At 58.5% G+C, this 16,381-nt stretch carries 14 protein-coding genes; 3 read left to right on the top strand and 11 right to left on the bottom strand.

Features of this window, described 5'->3' with window-relative positions; all coding sequences use genetic code 11:
- Positions 1–4 precede the first annotated feature (4 nt).
- From DWY51_RS03835 to purH, 6 genes are all read right to left on the bottom strand, one after another.
- Positions 5–1,297, bottom strand: a complete 1,293-nt coding sequence (locus DWY51_RS03835) for a HipA domain-containing protein (RefSeq protein ID WP_117769930.1) — start codon at positions 1,295–1,297, stop codon at positions 5–7.
- On the bottom strand, positions 1,297–1,587 hold the full coding sequence (locus tag DWY51_RS03840; protein ID WP_117769931.1) for a helix-turn-helix domain-containing protein: 291 nt from the start codon (positions 1,585–1,587) through the stop codon (positions 1,297–1,299). Before DWY51_RS03840 ends, DWY51_RS03835 begins: the two co-directional genes overlap by 1 nt.
- Before the next feature lie 177 nt (positions 1,588–1,764).
- Entirely contained in the window at positions 1,765–2,808 is a 1,044-nt protein-coding gene (locus tag DWY51_RS03845; RefSeq protein WP_117769932.1) for a sensor histidine kinase, read from the bottom strand.
- Positions 2,809–2,817: 9 nt separating this feature from the next.
- Complete coding sequence (locus DWY51_RS03850) at positions 2,818–3,489, bottom strand: response regulator transcription factor (RefSeq protein ID WP_117769933.1); 672 nt, start codon at positions 3,487–3,489, stop codon at positions 2,818–2,820.
- A 180-nt stretch (positions 3,490–3,669) separates the two neighbouring features.
- Positions 3,670–4,401, bottom strand: coding sequence for a hypothetical protein (locus DWY51_RS03855; RefSeq protein ID WP_117769934.1), 732 nt, complete (start codon positions 4,399–4,401; stop codon positions 3,670–3,672).
- A 251-nt stretch (positions 4,402–4,652) separates the two neighbouring features.
- Positions 4,653–6,260: a bifunctional phosphoribosylaminoimidazolecarboxamide formyltransferase/IMP cyclohydrolase gene (gene purH, locus DWY51_RS03860; protein ID WP_117769935.1), complete on the bottom strand. Its 1,608-nt coding sequence runs from the start codon at positions 6,258–6,260 to the stop codon at positions 4,653–4,655.
- A gap of 277 nt (positions 6,261–6,537) precedes the next feature.
- On the opposite strand from purH, the gene DWY51_RS03865 reads away from it, so the two are divergent.
- Entirely contained in the window at positions 6,538–7,179 is a 642-nt protein-coding gene (locus tag DWY51_RS03865; RefSeq protein WP_117769936.1) for a GNAT family N-acetyltransferase, read from the top strand.
- Positions 7,180–7,631: 452 nt separating this feature from the next.
- Here the strand turns inward: DWY51_RS03865 and DWY51_RS09485 are convergent, their stop codons facing one another.
- Positions 7,632–9,578, bottom strand: coding sequence for a DUF2207 domain-containing protein (locus DWY51_RS09485; protein WP_158556901.1), 1,947 nt, complete (start codon positions 9,576–9,578; stop codon positions 7,632–7,634).
- A gap of 507 nt (positions 9,579–10,085) precedes the next feature.
- Between DWY51_RS09485 and gluQRS the strand changes: the two genes are divergently transcribed.
- Positions 10,086–11,090 carry a tRNA glutamyl-Q(34) synthetase GluQRS gene (gene gluQRS, locus DWY51_RS03875; protein WP_255413488.1) on the top strand — a complete coding sequence of 335 codons (1,005 nt, stop codon included), beginning with the start codon at positions 10,086–10,088 and terminating at the stop codon, positions 11,088–11,090.
- Positions 11,091–11,105: 15 nt separating this feature from the next.
- On the opposite strand, the gene DWY51_RS03880 is transcribed toward gluQRS, so the two are convergent.
- The 3 genes from DWY51_RS03880 to DWY51_RS03890 are packed head-to-tail and all read right to left on the bottom strand — an operon-like array spanning position 11,106 to position 12,746.
- Positions 11,106–11,831 carry a metallophosphoesterase gene (locus DWY51_RS03880; protein WP_117759454.1) on the bottom strand — a complete coding sequence of 242 codons (726 nt, stop codon included), beginning with the start codon at positions 11,829–11,831 and terminating at the stop codon, positions 11,106–11,108.
- Entirely contained in the window at positions 11,828–12,466 is a 639-nt protein-coding gene (locus DWY51_RS03885; protein ID WP_117759452.1) for a metallophosphoesterase, read from the bottom strand. Before DWY51_RS03885 ends, DWY51_RS03880 begins: the two co-directional genes overlap by 4 nt.
- 40 nt (positions 12,467–12,506) lie before the next feature.
- Positions 12,507–12,746 (bottom strand): hypothetical protein, encoded by a 240-nt coding sequence (locus DWY51_RS03890; protein WP_117759451.1) that lies wholly within the window; start codon positions 12,744–12,746, stop codon positions 12,507–12,509.
- 294 nt (positions 12,747–13,040) lie between these two features.
- Here DWY51_RS03890 and DWY51_RS03895 point away from each other — a divergent pair, with 294 nt between their 5' ends.
- Positions 13,041–15,806 carry a DUF3427 domain-containing protein gene (locus DWY51_RS03895; protein ID WP_255413489.1) on the top strand — a complete coding sequence of 922 codons (2,766 nt, stop codon included), beginning with the start codon at positions 13,041–13,043 and terminating at the stop codon, positions 15,804–15,806.
- Between the two features lie 39 nt (positions 15,807–15,845).
- On the opposite strand, the gene DWY51_RS03900 is transcribed toward DWY51_RS03895, so the two are convergent.
- Complete coding sequence (locus tag DWY51_RS03900) at positions 15,846–16,241, bottom strand: (deoxy)nucleoside triphosphate pyrophosphohydrolase (RefSeq protein ID WP_117769938.1); 396 nt, start codon at positions 16,239–16,241, stop codon at positions 15,846–15,848.
- Positions 16,242–16,381 lie beyond the last annotated feature (140 nt).

Raw genomic sequence — 16,381 nt, forward strand, 5'->3', positions numbered from 1 at the left:
TTTACTATAAGGCGATCCTGCTTAGACGAGCTTGCACTTCTGGAATGATCTTCTCGAACATTACCTCCGCTTCGGGAAAACCCTCTTCTTTGAGACCGCGCGCGGCGTCTCTTAGCGCGTCTGGAACCTCATTGCAGGTATCAGCAATCATTCCGGCGACAATTCCCCCGGGCAAACCCGCCCCAATCATTTGGCTCATCACCGACCCGCGCGTTACTTCGTCAATCTTGCGGCTCCCACCAAACGAGACGCCCATCTCACGAACGAGACTGGGGTAAACCGTTGTGCACAGCACGTCATAGAGCGGCGCCAACCTCACCTGCTTCCAACTTTCGTCCCATACGAGCGACCAGTTCTTTAGATGGTTATCACAGTTACCTACGGCATAGTCGAACAGCTGGTTATAGCCGACAAGGAACCTGTCCTCCATTTGATTCGTCGACGCCCTTCGCACCGCATCGACGATAAGCCCCAGGTAATTGACGCCCGTCGGCTCATATTTAAGCTCACGCGAGACGCCCTTGGCCTGACAAACATCTTCCTGATGCAAACGGTATGGAATTGGCAATCCGTCAACCGAGCGTCCGGCATCAGACGTTACTCGGTCAAATCGCTTCACGGCGATAATTGGCTCGGCATCCTCAACTCGGATAAGAAAACACTCTTCGGCCGATAGGTCCATCAGAGAGGCGGCTCTCACGCACATCGCTTCGCACACTGTCTCGCCCGGGAACGTTTTCGACCCCGCCTTGAGAATGTGCGTGGATGGAGCCGCTCCATGAGGCAGGTACCATCCACCACATGGGTCATCGCCCGTATGGTAGAGACCGATCTTCGCCTGAGCACCTGCAAGGGAGATTCGACTCTCTAGCGCTAAATCAAAAGCAACCTCCGCCGGTGCGTATGCCAGCCCGCTTAGCTGTTCCGCACCTATCTCTTCATAGTCCATTTCGAGGCTGTCGCCCGAAGGCTCTCGCGTCAGAACCAGGGCGCCGACGGGTTCATCGCGGACCAAATCGAGTACCTTGAAGTAATCTCCGCGTTCCGCTCGCGCCCTTTTCTCAAGGTCCCTGTTGAGCTGCCCCTCCGGAATGATGCCGGAGAAAAAGGAACCCGTTGCGTCCGGACTAAATGTCTCGGCCGTCAACGGCAGCGAGATCGAAATCGGCGCCGCATCACCGCTCTCGAGATATTTGGGGCTATAGGTGAATATCGGAAACCCCGCATTTTCCTCCAATATGCCGACCAGCTGGTAAGACCCATTAAACTCACGGTGAACGAACAGCGTGCCATCCATTACTTCCCCCTCACCTTCAGAATAAAATCAATATCCACGATGGAGGCGTAATCGAAAATGACACCAATTTCGACCGTTGTCCGCCCCCGTTCGATATCACCAATCACACGAAGGCTGCGACCCGTCATAGTCGCGACGTCACGTTGAGTCAAGCCGAGCTCACGCCTTCTGAGCCTAAGGGCCTTCCCTATCTCAGAGGGATCGAAAACCGTGCGCTCCGAGAAAGCGGCTTCCGACGGTTTGAGCTTGACGCGCCCATCCAGCTTTTTAATCGTTGTCACCGTTCTCATAACGCCTCCAGCTATATTCCTGCCCGTGAACATAGTATAAAACTGTAGCACTATGTTCATGTACGGGAATATAGTGTTGACTACATTAGCAATGTTCCCGTTCGGGAATATAGCTGCCGAAAAGCCTGATTTCTTCTTAAATGGGAAGATCCTGAACGTCTACGCTATACGGGCTGACTACTCAAAGTATTGGAACTTGTTGGTTGAGAAGGCAAACGTGACAACAAAGCCTTCGCCGGAATCGGATGCCGCGGTGACGTCGATGCCCATCTTGGAGCACAGGCGTGCCACCAGATAGAGGCCGATGCCCGTTGCGCGCTTGGTGGTGCGGCCGTTGTCGCCGGTAAAGCCCTTCTCGAACACGCGTGGCAGGTCTGCCGCACTCACGCCGCAGCCGTTATCGGCAACAGTGAGCTCAATGCGCTCACTCGCCAGACCCTCGTCCAGCAACGCGCCCGAAAACACGATCTTCGCGCCGTCCTCGCACGCGTATTTAATGCTGTTCTGGATGAGCTGCCCCAAGATAAACTCGAGCCACTTCTCGTCGGTAAAGACCTCAAAGTCGAGGTTCTCGCACACCGGGGCCACGTGCGCCGCGATGAGCTCGCGCGCGTTGGCTTTAATCGCGCCCGTCACCAAGGTCTTGAGATCCCAGCGGCGAATCAGGTAGTCCCGCTCCACGACTTCCGAGCGCGCGTAGTACAGTGCCTGGTCGATATAGCGCTCCACGCGAGCCAGCTCACGGCCCAGGTCATCCACGCGCGACAGGTCGTCTTCGCTGCCGTCCAGGTTTTCCAAAATCAGGTGGGCCGCCGCCAGGGGCAGCTTGGCCTCGTGGACCCAGCTCTCGATATAGTCGCGATAGTCATCGGTCTGACGCCGGCCTTCGGCAACCTCGTCGCAAGCAGCTTTGCCCACGCGACGCAAGACCTCGTACTCGAGCTCGCCCTCGGCATAGGTCGGGCATTGCACCATCTCCTGCACCCATGCGGGACTCTCGAGCTCCTCGGCCGCACGCTCCAGCTGACGCAGAAAACGGCGACGGCGCGCGTACTCGATCACAATGCCGAGCATGCCAAAGACAAAGGACACGCAGACCGCCACGACCACGATAGAAACGGAAGCGCCAGCGACCGTCAGCACAAAGCAGCTCAGCAGCACGCCGCACGTCCACACGGCGACGGGAAGCAGTGCATCTTTAAAAAACTTGGCAAACGACATGACCGGCCCCTAGACCGAATAGCCCTGGCCGCGGTGCGTGGTCAGATATCCCTTGATGCCGATTTTTTCGAGCGTAGTACGCAGGCGGTTGATGTTGACGGTGAGCGTATTGTCGTCCACGAAGGTATCGGAGTCCCACAGGTCCTGCATGATGGCCGAGCGCGAAACGATCTTGCCCGCACGGCTCAAAAGCAGCGAGAGGATACGCAGCTCGTTTTTGGTGAGCTCGGTACTGGTGCCGGTTTGCATGTTGGTGACCATGGAGCGGGCGAGGTCGAGCTCCAGTCCCTTGTGGACGAGCGTGCTGCACTCGCCCGCCGCTGCGGTGCGACGCAGCAAGGCATTGATGCGTGCCACGAGCACACGGGCGCTGTAGGGCTTGGGAACAAAGTCATCCGCGCCAAGCGTCATGGCCATGACCTCGTCGATCTCGGTCGTGCGCGACGTGAGAACGATGATGGGGACCTCGGATTCGCGACGGACCTCATGGCAGATGTGCTGGCCGTCTTTGACGGGAAGCGTCAGGTCGAGCAGTACCAAGTCGGGTGCAGCGGCCAGGATGTCACGCGAGACGTGCTCGAACGATTCGCAGGCCTCAACCTCAAAACCGGCACGGGCAAGGATATCGGCAAGCTCGCGACGAATGGGCTCGTCGTCCTCAACGATATAGATTAGCGCCATGGATTCCGCTCCCCTCTTGGTTGTCTTGCCACCATTATGGCTGCGAAACTGCAGGTGTGCACCGCGCGCGGTGCCAAGGTGACAGAACTGTTCGCGAGCGGGGGGCGTTTTGTCCGCCTCGCACTCGCAGCGGTGGCGGGGACCAAAATGATTCTTTAATCCCCGTCCCAGAAAAATCATTTAGCGGCGGGCGCGGAGCTTTTCGTAGCCTTCGGCGAAGAAGGTGACCGTGGCGGCATCGGAGTCGGCAGCGTCACCGTCGGTGGCAGGGACCACGCCGTGCTCGTCGCTCACCAGGAACAGCGCGCCCTTAAGCTGCGCGGGAATGTCTACGCGCGTGACCGGGATGCCCTTGGTCTGGGCCAGCTGCTCGATGAGCGTCGCCGTGCCGCACAGGCACTCGTCCGCCGGCGCCACAAAGGCAAGCTCGCCGTTGTTGACGGCGGCGAGCAGCTCGGGCGCCACGCCGGTTTCGTCGGCCTCGGAGCGGGCCTCAGCGGAGCGGGCGCGCAGCGCCTTGGCCGACGTATCGGCGAGCGGCTCGTACTCCCCCACCGTCATGGCGGCGTTGCCGTTGATGTCGATCACCAGCATGAGCACGCCGTCGCGCGCGGTGTAATCGCCCTCGGCAAGCGACCACTCAACGTGCTGTTTGGCCCAGCTGAGCATGTTATGGGTAAGCGGCTCGCCCTGCACCAGGCGCTCGGACAGTGCGCGGATGTGGCGGTTGAGCATGGGCACCTTTTTGTTGGACATGCGCCAACGGCAGACAAGCGCGGGCTTGTCGAGCGTGAACTTCTCGACCGCCTCCTGATTGGCGCAAAAGTCCTCGTACGCACGCTGGTCCTCGGCATTGCCAAACAGCTCGGCATCATCAATCTGGGGCATGGTCATACCTTTCGTGTTAGTCATTCCGTCCTCTTATACCAAAAAGACGGCCCTCCAAACGGAGCGACCGTCTTTTGCGGAGATTATTTTAGAAGCGAGGCCAATCCAAGGGACGAGATAACATCCCATCCTCCCCAGTCAACCTAACAGGTCGGCGAGGGTTGCCCAGGTGCCGCAGATTGCCGTGAAAGAGGAGCGACGCGTACTTGGGTACGCGAGCGACGAATGAACGGCAAGGTGCGGTGGCTGGGCAAGCCGCAGCGCCGGTTCCCTACTTAGTGGCGGAAGTGGCGGGCCCCCGTGAAGACCATCGCAATACCATGCTCGTTGCAGGCCTGGACGCTCTCGTCGTCACGCTTGGAGCCGCCGGGCTGGATGATGCAGGTCACGCCGTGCGCGGCAAGCACGTCGACGTTGTCGCGGAACGGGAAGAACGCGTCGCTTGCGCAAGCAAAGCCGCCCTTCTCCACGCCCTCGCGCTCGCAGAAGTCCTCGGCACGCTCGCAGGCAAGCAGTGCAGAGTCAACGCGGTTAGGCTGACCCGGGCCCATGCCAATGCCGGCCTTGCCCTTGGAGACCAGGATAGCATTGGACTTGACGCCCTTGCAGACCTTCCAGGCAAACTCGAGCTCGGCCATTTCGGCATCGGTGGGCTTGCGGTCGGTGGGGAACGTAAAGGTCGCGGGATCCTCGGTCACGTGGTCGACTTCCTGCACCAGCATGCCGCCGTCGATGGAGCGCAGCTCCACTTGGGCACCGTGGTCCACGCCGCCGGTAGCCAGCACGCGCAGGTTGGGGCGCTTGGCCATGCGCTCGAGCGCCTCGGCGGTATAGCTCGGGGCGATGATGACCTCGACGAACTGCTTGTTCTGATCGGCAAAGTGCTCAACCAGCTCAAAGGGAACCTCGCGGTTGCAGGCGATGATGCCGCCGAAGGCGCTCTTGGGATCGCAGGCGAAAGCGCGGTCGTAGGCGGCCGTGATGTCCTCGGCAACGGCGGAACCGCAGGGGTTCTGATGCTTGAGGATCACGCAGGCCGGCTCGTCGAACTCGCGGACCAGGTTCCAGGCGGCATCGGCGTCCAGATAGTTGTTGTAGCTGAGCGGCTTGCCCTGGATCTGCTCGGAGCCCACAAGCGGGAACTGAGAGCTCGCGGTGTTCTCGCAGCCCTCGGCAAAGCGGTAGACCGTAGCCTTTTGCTGAGGATTCTCACCATAGCGCAGGTCGTCGACCTTCTCCAGCGAAATCTCGAGCTTGGCAGAGGTGTCCGCCACGTCGCTTGCCTGGGCGGCAAGCCAACGGGAGATAGCCGTGTCGTAGGCGGCGGTGGTCTGGTAGACCTTCACCTGCAGGCGACGACGGGTGGCAAGCGTGGTGCAGCCACCGGTCTCGCGCATCTCGGCCAGGACGGCATCATAGTCGGCCGGGTCGGAGATGACGGTAACGCTCGCGGCGTTCTTGGCGGCAGAGCGCAACATGGAGGGGCCACCGATGTCGATGTGCTCGATGGCATCCGCAAAGGTGACCTCGGGGTTGGCGACGGTCTTCTCGAACTCGTACAGGTTGACGACGACCAGGTCGATCAGCTTAATGCCGTGCTGGGCGGCCTCCTGCATGTGCTGCTCGGAATCGCGGCGGGCCAGCAGCGCGCCGTGAACCTTGGGGTGCAGGGTCTTAACGCGGCCGTCCATCATCTCGGGATAGCCCGTGAACTCCTCGATGGGGGTTACGGGAACGCCCGCGTCCTCGATGGCACGAGCCGTGCCGCCCGTAGAGATGATCTCGACGCCAAAGTCATCGACCAGCGTCCGTGCGAAATCGACGACGCCCGTCTTATCGGTAACCGAGATCAACGCGCGCGCGATCTTCACATCAGATCCCATGCAGTCCTCCTGTCTGGTACGCCGCCGTGCTCTGTGAGTCGGTGATACGTCGATCTGCAGCGCTCGCGCAGCGGCATTGAAAATACTGATTCAATGTAGCGCATCGAGCGCATCGATGCACCCCGCAACGGGCGCATGTGCAGAAAAAGTTTGCGAGCAGAGGGGATGGGCACGGCACCGGGCACGGTGAGTTCATGGAACACAGGGGCACCATAATTAGATGCCAATAGCGTGGTAGAACTGTGCTCGATATGCATCCGCAAAAGAAAGAGGCACCATGGTCTCGCGGGTTCTCTACCGACCGTTTGATACCGAAGACTTCGACGCCATCGCGCTGATTCTGCAGCAGCTTTGGCATAACAATTCGGATAACGATGAGTACAACCGCCTCGAGGCCGCGTGCGACCTCGCCCATTGCCTTTCGTCATCGACGTTTTCGCAGGTTGCCGTAATCGACGGTCAGGCGCGTGGCATTGCGCTCGCGCGCGCGGGACAGAGTTCCGGCGCCACCGTTAAGGAACACTGGATGGATACCGAACGCGCGCTGCTTTCGCAGATGCGCGAGCTGGAGCCCGATGTCTGCGCCGAGTATCTCTCGTTTGTGCGCGCAACCATCCGAACCAACAACCGCCTGCTCGAGAGCAGCCCGTTGCCGCACGACAACGAAGTCACGCTGCTCGCCGTCGATCCCGATGTCCACGGCCTGGGTGTAGGCTCAGTGTTGCTCGATGCCGCGGTCTCGTACCTGTCCTCGCGCGGGGCGACAAGGGCGCACCTGTACACCGACTCCAACTGCTCGTGGAAGTTCTACGAGTTGCACGGCTTTAAGCGCACGGCCACGCACCGCGCCAACCGCGAAGAGCGTCGTCACGACATGCCGCGCGAAAGCTTTCTCTACGAACTCGACCTAACAGCCTAGCCCAAGCAGCCACACCTAGTCATTTAAGAACGTCCCCAATGACTGATCCCCAACAACTAGTCATTTAAGTCTGTCCCCAATGAGTGGCCTAGGGGGTTTGTAGATAGCCGTGGTCAAAATACATCAAATATGAGTACTGTTACCTTTTTAGTAGCAGCGATTCGGGGCATTTTTGATGCTTATAGGCATGACGACCAGCTGCACGAGCTGACGTAACTCCCCAAATGTTCAATAAAATGGGCTCCTAACGAGGAGTACTCTCATTAGGAGCCCATTATTATGTGCAAACATATGTGACCAACGCAGCAACAGTACTCATATTTGGTATTTTTTGTCCACTGCCCCTTGTGCGAAGGTCCTCAGCGGAAAGTTTGACCCGTTTCGATGCACAAAAATGGGATGAATCTTCCCTGGCAACCGCCCAGAAAGATCCACCCCAAAGCAAGCGCTCGCTAGAACGTTCCGCCGCCGCCTCCGCCGACGCCGCCACCGCCGCCACCGGAAAAGCCGCCGCCGCTGCCGCCGCTCGAACTATCGGAACTCGAAGCCAGCTCGTGGATGGTCTCGTGGTACACATCGTTGAACGAATCGAGCGGGGACTCGTTGCCGTAGTGATGGTAATACCACCAGTAGCAGGGGTAGTTGTCGTAGAAATCGTCGCTGTTGCGCAGGTCCGCAGGCACGGCCTCGGCCAGCTGTCGCAGCACTTCTTTCGAAACGCCCAGGGCAACGCCCATCACCAGCAGTTTGTTCCACAAGATCAGGTCGCTGGGGACGGCCTCCTTCAGACGCGTAAAGTCCTCGAGCCAATGCTTGAGCGCCTTGCAGCGAGCCGCCACCTCGGCGCCCTCCGGCGTGTAGCGGCGGAAGGTGCAGCTCAGGACAAAGCCCACGATCGTGACGGGGATCGAGATCATAGCGGCACCGACGTTGGCGTCCGCAAAGTCGGTATAGATCAGAGAGCCCAGAATGCCAAAGACGATGATGATGCCGAGAACCAAGCCGGCAACCAGGGCGATGGTGCCGTCCGAGGCGATAAGCTCGCGCGTCTCCAGCTTGCCCTTAACCGTGCTTTGATAGTCCTCGAGCTTGTTGCCAACAGATTCAGTACGCTCGCTGGCATACTCCTCCAGCTCGCTAAACGTGCGTGAACGGACGCCGTCTTTATCGGGCTTAACGCCGGCGAAGAAGACCTTGAGCACATCGCGATCGATGCCGTCCTTCTTGGCAGCCTTCCAGGCCTCGTCGGTCACTGTGATGCGATACGTCTGCTCCTCTTTTTCGCGACGGAGCAGACCCTTCTTCTTGGTCTCGGTCGCTTCTTCCAGCTTGATCACGCGGTCGTCGGTGAGCTTCATAAGCGTGGCGATATATGCCTGATCGGGCACGTCGTTCCAGCTCATGAGGGCCGAAAGCACGGCGGGATGGTCGGCCGAAGGCACATCGCGGAAATATTCGTCCTGGAAAAGCGGCTTGGGCTTGCGGCGGCGCAGCTTGAGCACAACGATTGTGCCGGTAAAGGCCACCGCCGCGACAACACTTAGCACGGCAAGCGCATTGGCAATCATGCGAGCGTGAGCGCGGCGAGCGTTGGCCTCGTCGGCCCATTCCTTCTCTTCGCTCAGAATCGTCGACATGCGCTTTTCGCCCGAGACGGCAAGCTGCGGCACCCAGTCGCTGGGGAAGGCGATGCGTGCCTCGGCGAATTCGCCCTCATGCACGCAGGGAATGGTATAGGTGACCATGGGCTCGTCCGCATCGAGCGACACGTCGCCCGTCAGTGGGCCGTGGCCCCATGCGCGGAAGTTATCGCCCTTGACGGCAGCCGTCCCGGCAGCGGCATTTGCGAAATACACTTCCATCTCGACGTCATCGGAATCCGCCGACCAGCCGTCACCCACAAATTTCCAGTAAAGCTCGGCGGTATCGGCCCAGTTCATAACCGCACCGGTCATGGAATAACTCACGTAGTAGATTGCGCTGTCGCCGCTCTCGTGGGGGCTGAACACCTTAATCTTTACGCCGTCGTCGGACTGTTCCACCGTGTAAACGCCGTCGTCGCCTTTGTTTGCGCTGTCGACCTTGTTAAACGCAGCGTCGTCTTCCTCGACGCTTAGCACATTGACGACCACCGAGCCGCCTTGCTGGTTAGAGCCTGTATTGATATCCCAATACACGCCGTTGATGTCGTCGTCGAAATCGAACTGGCGTCCCTCGACAACGGTCAGCGAGCCATCGGCCTCAACCGTGGCGCCGATGTAGGTTTGGCTCATGGAGTAGCCGTCGGCGTGCGCGGCGGCAGGCAGCAGCAACAACGCAAGCGCGACGAGTGCGCAGACGGAAGCGAATCGCGCAAACAGGCGGCGCTGCCGACAGGGCTGGGCAACGGGGGCGTTCATAGGCACATCCTTTGTCTGTGGTACCAGTAGCGTCATTGTCCCACGTTTGCGGGCTCATGTGACGAACATCTAGGCCAGCGGAGTATCAAACGGGACGAAAGTCACGTCCACGGCCGGCACTTGGGGACGTTCCTTATCTGCCGGCAGTCTGGGACACTCCTTGCCATGGCCCGCGCCAGCAGCAGACACCACTTCACAGCTCCGTCACAGGTGTAGCGGCTTTGTGTTGCCGCTAAAACGCTGATTGAGCCTGCGGGCGAAGGGCATAAAGCAGTTGAGCGAAAACGGTTTGCCCCTTTCCCGTTCGCTCGAGGATCATGTCCCCCTTTTCCGCGGAAACCCCGGCAGTTGCGAAGAGCTGCCGGGGTTTCTGTCGTCTTAGGTGCCGAGTTGATGGACAGGTATCAAAGCACCGAGTCTGCGACCCGCCATACGCAATGAGGGGCCTCGACAACTTGCGGACCACAGTGACGCCTCCCCATCGCGCCCCGCGCTATACTCGTCCGCATGGATATCAAAGCACGCAACATAGCAACGCCCGCCGTGGCCACGTCGACGGCGACTCCCTCTCCCACCCCCGTCGTGGGCCGCTTTGCCCCGTCGCCCTCGGGCCGCATGCACCTGGGCAACGTGTTCAGCTGCCTGTGCGCGTGGCTTTCGGCCCGCAGCCAGGGCGGCAGTATCGTGTTGCGCATCGAGGACCTGGACGATCGCTGCAAGCGTCCCGAACTTGCGGCCCAGCTGATCGACGACCTGGCCTGGCTGGGTCTCGAGTGGGACGAAGGCCCCTACTACCAGCACGATCGCCTGGATCTGTACGAAGCCGCCTTGCGCCAATTGCAAGACGCCGGCCTCACCTACCCTTGCTTTTGCACGCGCGCCGAGCTCCACGCCGCGAGCGCACCGCACGCCAGCGACGGCACGCCCATCTATCGCGGCGCCTGCCGTGCTCTTTCGGCCGAAGAGGTTGCCCGCCGCAGCACCCTGCGCGCCCCGGCCACGCGCCTGCGCGTACCCACGGTCGATGACCTCGCCGACGATGTGGTCGAGTTCGTAGACCGCACGTACGGCGCCCAATGCGAGGCGCTCGCCACCGAGTGCGGCGACTTTTTGGTGCGCCGCAGCGACGGCGTATTTGCCTATCAGCTGGCCGTAGTGGTCGACGACGCCGCCATGGGCGTCACCGAGGTCGTGCGCGGATGCGACCTGCTGGGCTCCACGCCCCGCCAGATCTACCTGCAGCATCTGCTGGGACTTGCCACGCCGCACTACGCGCACATTCCGCTGCTCATGTCGGCGGACGGCCGCCGCCTTTCCAAGCGCGACCGCGATCTGGACCTGGGCGAGTTGCGCACCCGCTTTGCCACGCCCGAAGCACTGCTGGGCTGGCTCGCCGGGCAAACGGGCATCGCGCCAGACACCACGCCGTGCTCCGCCGAGCAGCTGGTCGAACACTTTAGCTGGAACGTCATTCGCGCACACCGCGAGAACATCACCATCATGGCCGAGTAACCAAACGCCCCGCCCCTACGCAACGTCCCAGGGCTGGAGTTCATCGCCCAGGCGAACGATGCAGTCGTAGAGCACGGTGTGGCGCTCGGCCGGGTTGGCATCCCGATGAAAATGCCCGTAGTACCAGCGCTTGTAATCCAGGCGGCCTTCTAGCTCGTCGAAAAATGCCGTAAGCCGATCGACATCGGGGTAATTCCAGCCAGGTGCCGGATAGAGCGTGGGCGAGAGCATGCGCGTGGAACAGGTGTGGGTGATTACGTAGTCGACCTTCCAGCCCACGCTATCGAGCTTTGTCCGCGCTTCCTCAAAGTTGCGCTCACCCGGCAGCTCCTGCGGCCACCAGCTGGAATACGGCACGCGGTATTCCTTGTCCACGCTCGTGGCGCCGCCCATGGTAAAGATCGTTGAGCCGTCGAGCTCAAAGACCTCGCCGCGCGTCAGGCGCCGTATGGGCGAGGTGTCCGATAGGCGCTGTGTCAGCCCACCGTGCCACAACTCCATGGGACGCTCCGCCCAGTGATCGAAGCGCTCGTGGTTGCCGTCGACGAACAGCACGGTATAGGGACGCGACTCGAGCCACGCGATATCGGCGCATTCCTCGGCAGAGAAATCCCACGGAAAGCCAAAGTCGCCCGCGATGATGAGATAGTCGTCGCTCGAGAGCGAGTCGCCGCGTTCCCAATCGCGCAGCTTTTGCATGTCGATGCCACCGTGGACATCGCCCGTCACATAAACCGTCATCGGATTGCCACTTCCCTCTTATAGGCTTCGAGATCGCGCTCAACCTGCTCATCGCCCGTGGCGTTGACCCACCACGGCCATTTAGCGCAACACACCGGCTCATCGACCTGCGCAAACCAAGACTTGAGCTCCTCCAGGCTCACCGGGGCGTAGCCGTTGGCGTCCACGCCCACGTCATAGCGCCGCAGCCCCTGCCGAAGGTTGAACGTGTTGTACGCGCCGCCGCAGCTGTGGATATGCCCGTGAAGATGCCAGCCGCCGTGCGACATACCCTGCCAGTCGGCCATAGGATAGTGACTCAGTACGATTTTTTGACGGTCGATCTTAAGCACGCAAATGGGCGGCTCGACGATCAAAGCATCCGCCACCGCAGGCTGCGTCCAGTCTTTGTCGTGGTTGCCGGGCAGCAGATGGACGCGCTTGCATGCGATGCTTTTGCGCAGTTCGTAGGTTTCTTGGACCGTCATCTTAAAGCTAAAGTCACCCAAAATGTAAAGCTCGTCGTCCACAGCGACTTTGCCATTAATGCTAGCGACCATGTCGTCGTTCATCTGCGCAACAGTCGACCAAGGCCTATCGGCGAGCCGTAGCACGTTCTCGTGTCCAAAGTGCGTATCGCTGGTAAACCAGATCATGGGGACCTCCTAAGGCTGCGGGGCGTCCATCCCTTAGGGCTTACCCTTCGTTCTTCCATCCAAACGGGTCAAACACCCAAAAAACTAGATCGAGTACGCCACCGGTCATCATGGCACCGGCAAGGGCGATGCAAACGTGCAGAGAGCTGGCACTTCGAAGCACGTCGAACGGCCTCAGAACAGCCAATAGCGCGACCGCTGCGCCGGCAAGGCACAGCGCGAGGCACAGCCCCGCGTCCTTAACACATTTCTTTGCGAGATGCTTGGTGTTGTCACTCATCGATTTCGAGCTCCTTAGAGAATCGTTGCTCAGGTTCATGCCGCCGCGGAGGAGTTGGCAGCAGGTTAAGTGTCACATGTCGTGCGGACACCGCTTGCAAGCCCTCGTATCAAAAGTCGCCCAAAACACGAACGATCGATCTGCTATCCTGGCGCAAACGTGGTCTTTCGAAAGGTCTGGTGAAATGGTTGCTCAGCAGCAGATTGATATTGATTCGATTCGCTTACACGCGAGAACGATTCACCCAAGCTCATCGCCAACTCGAAGGCGACCGGCGGAACACTACTATCCGTTATCGAAGAGCAGCTCTCGACCTGCAGCTCCTTTGACTTTTGCGTTGCGTTCGTCGCGGACGGCGGTTTGCAGATCCTGGTCGAAGCATTCCAAGAGCTCAAGCAACGCAACATTAAGGGCAGGTTGCTCACATCCACCTATCTCAACTTCAACTCACCCGATGCGTTTCGCAAGCTCTTGGAGTACGACAATATCGAAGTCCGCGTGTTCCAAGGAAATTTGCACGCTAAGGGATACATTTTTGATAAAGGCGAAACCAGCACGGTTATCGTCGGCAGCTCGAACATGACGCAGACCGCCCTCACCTGTAATAAAGAATGGAATGTGCTCTACCAGACCGTTGAAAACAGCCGCCTGCTCGGAGAACTTAGAGGCGAGTTCAATTCGCTGTGGAACGACACCTCAACCGTTGCACTTTCCCAAGACTGGATTGATAACTACGCCACGTATCGAATGACCCATCCGCCAAAAACTAAATCGAAACCGACATTCAAATCTAGTGAGACGCCGACGCAAAATGACCTCGCTGAAATCAAGCCCAATAAAATGCAGCAGCGTGCCCTCGAAGCGCTTGGAGCGATCCACCGCAAGGGCGAAACTCGTGCTTTGCTGGTCTCTGCCACGGGTACAGGTAAAACCTTCCTTTCAGCTTTCGACGTACTCGCAACTAAACCCCGGCGCGTCCTCTTTCTTGCGCACCGCCGGCGCATTATCGACGCCTCCCGTGCAAGCTACGAACGGCTCTTAGGTAGTACCTATATGTTCGACACCTATCAAACTGGCAAGAATACAAGCGATGCTACCTGTGTGTTTGCCATGTGTTCTTCGGTCGCCAAACATCTGAGCGATTTCCGACCCGATGAGTTCGACTACATCGTCATCGACGAGGCCCACCGCACGGGATCTCAGGGCTACCAATCCATCATGTCGCACTTTACGCCTCGGTTTTATCTGGGCATGACCGCTACACCCAATCGCACCGACGGCTATGACGTCTTTGCCCTTTTCAATCACGTCATCGCATTCCAGATCACGCTGCAGGACGCTTTGTCCGAGGAGATGCTAGCCCCCTTCCATTATTTTGGCATTCACGATCTGGAGATTGACGATGAGACGGTCGAAAATACCGCCCTGTTCGGGCGCTTAACGTCCGACGAGCGTGTGCGTCACATCACCGAGAAGATCGAAGAATATAGCGTCACCAAAAGCAGCCGCAGGGGCTTAATTTTCTGCAATCGAAACGCCGAGGCCAAAGAACTGTCGCGCAAATTCAACGCTCTCGGATATCGAACGGCTGCGATTAGCGGTCAAGATCCCGATGAAGTCCGCGATGCCGTTATCAACCGACTTGAAGCCGGCGAGCTCGAGTATATTTTCTCGGTCGATATCATGAACGAAGGCGTCGACATCCCCTCGCTCAATCAGATCATCATGCTTCGACGCACCGACTCCGCAATCATCTTTATTCAACAGCTCGGACGAGGTTTGCGTCTGAATGATGGCAAGGAATACGCACTGGTGCTCGACTTTATTGGCAACTACCAGAGCAACTTCTTGGTGCCCATCGCGCTTTCGGGTGACAAAACGTACAACAAAGATCGCCTGCGTCGTCTCGTCCAAGAGGGCGATTCGACGATCCCCGGATGCTCGACCGTGAGCTTTGATCGTATTTCCGAGGCACGCATCTACAAGGCCATCGATGGCGGCGATTTCACCTCCGTCAGGTTTTTGAAAAACGAATATCTCGACTTGCGCCAGAAACTCGGCAAGATTCCCTCGCTGCTCGAATTTGATCGTAACGGCTCCATCGATCCGCTGCTTATCTTCAAGAATAGCGGCCTGGGGTCCTACCACGCATTTCTATCCAAATACGAGCCGGACTACACGGTTCAATTTTCCTCTGATCAAACCAAGATTCTCAAATTTATTTCTCAAAAGCTCGCCGCGGGCAAGCGTTTCGAAGACCTCTATTTGCTTCAAACGCTCGTCGAAGCCGGACACGAGGGCTACCGGCATATGCGCGAGGCTGCGCTTAGGAGCTACCACACACAGCTTAAGGACAGCGCCGTTAGGTCGGCAATCACAGTCCTTAAGGGCGACTTTGCCACTCCCAAGGATTTCGTTTCCCTGCTTATTGACGATGGATGCGGACCTCGTCTGACCGAAGCGTTTGCGACCGCTCTGCGCAACGCAGAGTTCAAGCGCCAGATTCTCGAGGTGCTGGATTTTGGCATTGCGCGTAACCGACTCGACTATGCCGAGACGTACCAAAACACAAATTTCGTTCTCAACGCCAAGTACACGTACGAAGAAGTTTGCCGCTTGATGAACTGGGAAAAGAACATCAACGGCCAAAATCTTGGCGGCTACTTCTACGACGAGAAGACCAATACATTCCCCGTGTTTATTAACTATGACAAGGCACCCGACATTAGCGAGTCCATTCAGTATGAAGACCGCTTTGTTTCGCCGAGTAAGCTAGTTGCAATCTCTAAGAACAACCGCACGCTCAACTCCCCCGAGATTCAGCGTCTGCAGGCATGGCCGGGCAACGGGCTAAAGACGTATTTGTTTATGCGAAAGAACAAGGACGATAAGGGTGGCAAGGAATTTTACTTCCTAGGCAAAATGCATCCGACTGGCGAGTTCAAAGCTATTAAAACTAAGAGCGGCGACAACGCCGTCGAAATCGAATATGAACTCAATGCGCCCGTGCGTCAGGACATTTACGAGTTTATGCTCAGCGATCTGAGTGAGACAGAGTAACAAAGAAGGAGCGGGCCGCCATGCGACGCCCGCTCCTTCTTACATAAGCCTGAGTTTCTTTTCGAGCTCCCTAACGACTTTAACGTCCGCCGGAAGCCAATCGACATCCCACAGGTTATTGGTATAGAGCCACTTCATGTCCTCGTGAGCGTGCTCTTTGAACTCGCCCGAAAGGATGCTAGCTAGGTAGCACTGCATCGACAGATGGAACGTCTCGTAATCATGTTCGACCGTGCAAAGATAGTCGAGGTTACCGATCGTGACCTCGAGCTCTTCTTGAATCTCGCGCACGATTGCCTGCTCACCGGTCTCGCCCGGCTCGAGCTTGCCGCCCGGAAACTCCCAGCCGTCTTTAAACTCGCCGTAGCCACGCTGGCAGCTCAGGATTTTCCCGTCCTTCTGAATAATCGCTGCTGCAACATTGATTGATTTCATAACTAGTTATCACCTCTCTAGTTGAGCCCAACCAGTATAGGCGATCGACCGCCCGCCATGTCCCGATCGCTTGAAAACCACCTGCTCGACCAACACTTGACGCCGTTTTGTACCGGCCCACCATCTCCCGCTATCGAGGT

Source organism: Collinsella sp. AF25-2LB (assembly GCF_003458415.1).
GTDB lineage: Bacteria > Actinomycetota > Coriobacteriia > Coriobacteriales > Coriobacteriaceae > Collinsella.